Source organism: Psychrobacter sp. H7-1, assembly GCF_904846585.1.
Lineage (GTDB): Bacteria > Pseudomonadota > Gammaproteobacteria > Pseudomonadales > Moraxellaceae > Psychrobacter > Psychrobacter raelei.
In genome coordinates this window covers 1-6338 of record NZ_CAJHBH010000068.1, presented here as the reverse complement: position 1 = coordinate 6338, position 6338 = coordinate 1, and the positions used below count along the sequence as shown (strand labels likewise).

The 6338-nt window shown below is 42.6% G+C and carries 4 protein-coding genes; 2 read left to right on the top strand and 2 right to left on the bottom strand.

What is annotated here, in order from left to right; genetic code table 11:
• Positions 1 to 527: 527 nt before the first annotated feature.
• Positions 528 to 1421, top strand: coding sequence for a leucine-rich repeat domain-containing protein (locus JMX92_RS12860; RefSeq protein WP_201546047.1), 894 nt, complete (start codon positions 528 to 530; stop codon positions 1419 to 1421).
• Positions 1422 to 1580: 159 nt separating this feature from the next.
• On the opposite strand, the gene JMX92_RS12855 is transcribed toward JMX92_RS12860, so the two are convergent.
• Positions 1581 to 2354 carry a hypothetical protein gene (locus JMX92_RS12855; RefSeq protein WP_201546046.1) on the bottom strand — a complete coding sequence of 258 codons (774 nt, stop codon included), beginning with the start codon at positions 2352 to 2354 and terminating at the stop codon, positions 1581 to 1583.
• A 223-nt stretch (positions 2355 to 2577) separates the two neighbouring features.
• On the opposite strand from JMX92_RS12855, the gene JMX92_RS12850 reads away from it, so the two are divergent.
• A complete protein-coding gene (locus JMX92_RS12850) occupies positions 2578 to 3627 on the top strand; it encodes an alpha/beta hydrolase (protein WP_201546045.1) in 1050 nt (349 codons plus the stop codon).
• 80 nt (positions 3628 to 3707) lie between these two features.
• On the opposite strand, the gene JMX92_RS12845 is transcribed toward JMX92_RS12850, so the two are convergent.
• Positions 3708 to 6041, bottom strand: a complete 2334-nt coding sequence (locus JMX92_RS12845) for a FepA family TonB-dependent siderophore receptor (protein WP_201546044.1) — start codon at positions 6039 to 6041, stop codon at positions 3708 to 3710.
• Between the last annotated feature and the right edge of the window lie 297 nt (positions 6042 to 6338).

The following is a 6338-nucleotide window of genomic DNA, read 5'->3' as shown; positions in this document are numbered from 1 at the left end:
GGTAGTCGTCTTTAGCTTCAATTAGCATACGGACGGCGCGCTCTTTCATTTCGGGGGTATAGTTTCGTGTTTTCATTGTCGTATTCTCTCAGATAAATGAGTCTCTGACAATCCCGGGGCGGTTCAGTATAGCATGACAGACGAGACTTTCCCACCGCACAGGTGGCTTAGAAAATTCAATGTATCTACCCATTGCCCAGCTCCTTCTTTCACACCGCACAGGTGGCTTATGAGAGCCGTTAAAACTATTTAGACAAACAGCCACTGCAATTTTAGCTTTGGATAAATCAGGCCTACTCTAAACTTAATAAATTAAATATAGCAAACCATTAAGATGATTAAAATTCATTAAATTAAATATTTGACAATTTATATTCATGTTGATATTATAAAAAAACATCGTGGGTTTATGGCTACTTCCAGCGCGATGAAAAATAAAGACTGGTAAAACGCACAACTCCTTTTTTTGCTCTGTAAGGTGACTGTGTCGTTTCTTTTTTGGCACAGACAGAGCAATAGGAGATCACATGAATAATTCCATCGATAAAACAACTCCCTTTGTAGATACTGCAAACTCCCCTACTACTACTTCTCCTTCTAATACAAAAGTAGAAGATTGGATGCTAGAGATTTGGGACTGGATAGATAACCATAGTTTCTATAGCAATAAAGACAACCTTGGACCTCGAGATCCACAATCTTTACAACAAGTTGAAAGACTAGACTTAGGGTTCGGTAAATCAAAAACCTATAATGTAGATGATAAATCGGTTTTTTGTGATTCGGCGGAATTAACAAAGCCTCTACCCGCTGCTATAGGTAATTTGAAAAACTTAAAGTATCTTAGACTAATTGGTTTTAGTGAATTGCCAGATGAGATTGCTCAATTAGATAATTTGGAAGAGTTGGTTTTTCTTAAATGTGGATACGTTGAGCTTCCAAAAGTATTATGGGAACTTAAAAACCTTAAATCACTTAGTATTTATTCGAAAACTTTACAAAAATTACCTGACGATATTGGCAACCTCACTTCGCTAACAAATTTAAATATTACTGGCACCAGTATCAAACACCTTCCCGATTCTATTGCCAATCTAACCAATCTAGAGATTATAGAAGTATACGCCAATAGGTACCTCAAAACCTTACCTGTTAATATCGGTAATCTATCAAAATTACAAACTCTTGACGTGCGTGGCTCTGAATTAAAAGCTATCCCCCACTCAATCGGTAATTTAAAGCAGCTTAAAGAGCTTATACTTTATAGTAATGGCTTACAAAGCTTACCTGACAGCCTCACTAATTTAAAACAATTAGAGCGTCTAGATATTAGTGACAACCCATTATCTAACTTACCTGACTCAGTAAGACAGTTTATTATTGAATTGGGTAATAAGGTATTTAGCGTGAAAGATAAATAGGCTGTACTGATTTTAGCTAATTGTGATATAGCCTTTAATTTTAGAAGCCCTTTAAACTAAGGTTTGTAGTGGCATGGTCAAACCAAACCATGCCTTGGACCAAAAAAGAGCTCTGACCTAATACAATCAAGTCAGAGCCTTTTATGAGTGAATCAATTACTAGAATCCTCTAGCGTTATCACTGTCAACGGTATAGAAGATATTAAAAGCGCTATTTGCCCCAGTTTTTATCTGCTTACCGGCTACTGTAGCACTGGCCTCAAAGTCCACCCCGCCCCCTGCACTTTCACCACTGGCGATATTGGGTAGAGTTAATGAGCGTATGGTTACTTGTTTATTAGTAACTGGCGTATCTGCTTTGGTAAGTTTTTGGCCGCGTGGTTTGACCACCTCTCCTGCTGCTAAGTCCTTATTGACATCATCATAAATAATATCGAAATCTAACAACTGCGCTTGATCAAGTTTTGCTTGACCATCTACCACAGGAATACCCACCAAGGACTTGCTACCACGGTGAATCATTCGATTCTCAATGACCTGCCCATTATCCAGCTTTCTACCTTCTGCTGCTACTGAGTTGGTTCGCACTATGAACATAACTTTATAGCCTGGTACTGCAGACTCTGCTTTTCCATCAAAAATGTCTGCTACCAATTCTGGTGAGTTCTTCGCCTTATTAACCACGATACGGGCAGAGTTTTCATAAACAGGATAATCCTTGCCATCAATGGTCAAATAACGCGTGTCTTTATAACTGCTTTGCGTACTCATTATCCCATGGGTCATAGTCGTAGAAGTTGCGACAGGCGCATCGCTCACTACGGATGTCGTACTTTGACATCCAGCGGCTCCTAGAGATAAGAAAGCGATAGATAAGAGTGACGCAGCAGACAGTAGCGTATTGCGATAACCTGATTGTGGTGTTGCTAACATATTTTAGTCTCATAAAAAAAGGGGTTATAACATAAAAACGTCCCAAAACAAATGATATTGATAACTATTATCATTTGTTTTATTATTACTATAATGTTACAGATTGTCAACTCTCTACGCAGCTTAAATTTATTATTTTTGACTCTATTGGATGTCAGCGCACCTAACCTTATTAGATAGCTGGGCTGTTGCCAGATAGGTTAAATCTTTTGAAGGATTACTCATGTCAACAACGCAAGCCAGCCGATCGATAGCAATGATGATGGCGGTTTTAGGAGCAGCAATGACGCCCAGCCATGCCAAGCCAGATTTAACACAGACAACAGATATGACGCTGCTCAGTGCAAAAGATACAGGATATAAATTTGTCTATCGTGATTTTAGCGCAGTAGCCCCTAAGACCTCACAGCAAGATAATTTGGCCGCGATACAAGCTTATGCCAAGCCTCGTCATTATCGAGTATGGCTGGCTGTTCCTTGCCAACCAAGCTTGTCACCCTCCCAAGAGTGTTTAAGTACCGCGACCAAAGTACTGTATATGCTTGATGGCAATGCTGCTATTGATGATTTAGACCAAGAGACACTGCACGCTTTATCTCAGGCTCAATCAAGCAATATGGCCCCAGCCTTAGTCTTTATTGGTTATCAGACGCCCTATCGGTTTGATGTGGATGCCCGAGCCTATGACTACACGCCGCCTTTATTTGATGACACTCATGAGCAAAAACAAAGCAGCGCTAATAGCAGTAAGGCATTTCAAGAAAAAGGTAGAGCGCGATTAAATGGCGGTGCAGAGCAGTTTTATGAGCTGATTGAACAAGAGATAAAACCTTGGGTCTATGAGCAGCTGGGCAACAAGCCAACACAGGAGGCGATCTGGGGGCACTCTTATGGTGGCCTATTTGTGTTATATACCTTATTTAAGCACCCCCAGTCTTACCAGCAGTATTTTAGTGCAGATCCCTCATTATGGTGGCAAGATGGTGAGATGACTCAGTACTGGCAGGCATTTCAAAACCAGCCTACAACGCAGCTATCTATCCTCTCAACAACCAAGCAGTTACGACTTACTTTTAGTCAATCACAGCAGCAAGATGCGCCTGTCGCTAATACCTCCACAGCGAGCACAGCCGCTGTCAGTGGCCTAGATAAAAATGAGTTTGCCAATAATATCTGTACCATGTTTCAAAATAACGCGAGCTATCAGTTTTATAATGAGTCGCATGGAGAGTTATTTACCACCTCCCTGCTTGACAGCTTACAGCGCTTTTGACACCTTCTTGCTATCATAAAAAAAAGATCTGAACACGTGGTCCAGATCTTTTTATTCTATTAACAGTTGACTTTTAACGACTAAAAATCAAAACTGACATCAAATATATAAGCTCGGCCTGGCTCATTAAAGGTTCGAGCACCGGCATTGGTTCCTGTGCCCTCACGCATGATTTGCTTGTCAAATAGGTTTTTGATGCCTGCACCCACGGTGATCATATCGGTTAAATTATAGCGGGTGCTGATGTTAGCTAACGCATAAGGCTCGCGGTCTAACTTCAAGGTAGTTAGCTCATCGCCTGTCGTGACAGAGACTTCAGGGGCTTCAATAGCGCCATAATAGCTGACACCAAAATCAGCATTCCAGCGAGGCGTAATGTCCCAGTTTATATTGGAGTTCACCGTATATTTAGGAATTAACGATAGAGGCTCACCATTGTCTTTACGCTCTGAGCGAATATTACCAGTTAGGTTGGTTGACCATAAGATATTATCTGTCACAGGGACTTTAACAAAGCCCTCTAGCCCTTCAATAATCGCCTTTCCTTGGTTCTCCCACTGGAAGACAGAGCGCTTAGTGGCTGAGTCTACTGCTACTCGGTTGATACCAGCGCCAATACGGTTATCGTAAGCGTTATGATAATAGGTTAAGCCGGCATTGAGACCTGTACCATCTTCATAAGTAAACGTCAGCTCTTTGTTCCAAGAGGTCTCATGCTCAAGCTCTGAGTTACCCAGTACCTGACAGCCTCGTTGATCGGTAGGCACCCAAGAAGGACAGCCATTACCCTTTGTATAGTAAATATAGTTGGGGTCTAATCGGTATAGATCTGGCGCCTTAAAAGCGCGACTTATCCCTGCCTTTACAGACCAATTGGGGCTAAAATGCCACGTAGTATTTAGACTCGGTGACCAGTTGCTACCGGCCTCACTATGATAGTCATAACGTAGTCCTGGAGTCACATACCAATCTGGAGTGAGTTGATAGTTATCCTCTATATAAGCACCAATCAAATAAGCATCCGACTTTGGATCGCGCTTAGCAGGGTCGGTTTCTACATCGCCAAAAGCAAAGCCATCATCAAACGTCAGCTCAGATACCCAGGGGTTATTTAGCTTTTCGCCGCGAAATTCAGCGCCTGCAGTTAAGGTGTGATTGTCATAAAAGATATCCCACTCTGATTTGGCATTTAGCGTATCATAGGTCGCTTTTTTCCAGTTAAAGCCCTCTCCCTCAGGCGGCGTTTGAATCTGTCCTTCACCACCACCTGCAGTACCTTCAGCCAAGCGCTCATTATCGGTACGACTGAACTCTAGATAGCTATTGCTACGGGCATCATCATAATTGCCGCGATGGGTGAAGGCTGCACCATAGCGGCGCATCTTATTGGTAGAGTCACCGGCCAATAAATCCACTAAAGTATCATTAACGTTTTGAAACTGCGAATCACCTGCCCAGTGGTTGTCTTGAGTACTATAGCTCACCTCAACCCCGACAGTATTCATGGCATCTACGGCATATTCGAAAAGCTGACGCACATCTATATTCTCAACGCCTTCAACACCGGCCGCCACAGAGGCTGATGGCCCATCACGCCCCTCCACAATTTGTGCATCCTTGGCATTGATATAAGGATCATCCCCGTCGCTATCGTGGTAGCCAAGTGTGGTACGGAAGGACAGCTTATCGGTTAACGGACCTGCCATATTTATATTGGTGCGCCAGTCTTTGCCTTCCAAGTCACTCTCTGGAGACTCGTAATGGCCCGTGATTGAAAATTCTTTTTTTGTGGGAGATTTGGTAATGATATTCACGACACCGCCCATACTACCAGACCCATATCTGGCTGCAGCAGGACCTCGTAATACCTCAATACGTTCGATAGCGCTTGGCGGCACCCATTGAGAATCACCGCGTGTGTCTTGTTCGCTGGCTCTACCAGGTCGAACGGCATTGCGAGAAGTCACAGGGCGACCATCAATCAAAATTAAAGTATTGTTAGGTCCCATACCGCGTAGGTCAATCTGGCGCTGGTTACCCCGCTGGCCGGAAGTTGAAGAACCTGAGAGATTAACACCCGGCATCTTACGTACAATTTCTGCGATATCATTAGAGACTGATGCTTTTTTAATAGCCTCTTCACTGATAACGGATAGACCGGCAGCTTGTTCAAGCTCCTCACGAGCCGCCTTCACCACAATAGCGTCAAACTCAGCAGAAGGTGTGTCTTGTGCGTCAGCGGTTTGTTGAACGTCAGCTTGCTGCACCGTAAGGTTATCGCTTTCAGCTGCATAAGATGTGGTACTAAGGATAGAGGCAATACTCAGGCTAAGCAGTGCTTTTGGTGTAAGTAAATGAGCTCGTTGTTTTAAGTAGAGGTTTTTTGATTCAAAGAAAGCGGACAATGTTGGCATAAATGACAATCCTAATAGCACTTAGATACTATCAATACTTTTCAACAATACCGTTAGATTGCGCTCGCTTACCCTGTGCTTAGACTGTAGCAAGATAAGTAAAAGTCAGTTGAAATAATAGCGTATTGATACCCACAATTTTCTCAAGACAGTCCACCCTCCCACTGTATAGCATAGGTATCTACACAATTTATCAGTGAGCATAAATTTGATAAAATAGCGCAGTATGGTATAGAGAAAATGACCCTAGATACGAGACTTATTAAACGTTATCAGCAACTCGTACGCAATCACACT